This is a genomic window from Bradyrhizobium algeriense (assembly GCF_003062295.1).
Classification (GTDB): domain Bacteria; phylum Pseudomonadota; class Alphaproteobacteria; order Rhizobiales; family Xanthobacteraceae; genus Bradyrhizobium; species Bradyrhizobium algeriense.
This window is the reverse complement of sequence record NZ_PYCN01000336.1, coordinates 1-206: the sequence shown is the minus strand read 5'-3', so window position 1 is coordinate 206 and position 206 is coordinate 1. Positions and strand designations below refer to the sequence as shown.

The window sequence follows — 206 nt, the reverse complement described above, 5'->3', positions numbered from 1 at the left end:
CGAAGCGGCGCTTGGTCCGGCCGACGGTGGAGAGGCTGACACTCACGGTCCGGGCAATCTCCTCGTCGCGGCGGCCCCGATCGGCCGCCAGCAAAATCTGCGCCCGCTTGAGCTTGCGGGCGGCGTGCTTGCCGCCGCCGAGCATCGCCGTCAGTTCATCGCGCTCGGCTTGGCTCAATTCGACCCGATAACGTACATTCATGCTT

General features: G+C 66.5%; 1 protein-coding gene. It reads right to left on the bottom strand.

Translation table 11 applies throughout. The annotated features are described in order from the left end of the window. Nucleotides 1–202, bottom strand: a 202-nt coding sequence (locus tag C7G61_RS43730; protein WP_145963887.1) for a helix-turn-helix domain-containing protein, incomplete at its 3' end; no start/stop codon positions are given. Nucleotides 203–206 lie beyond the last annotated feature (4 nt).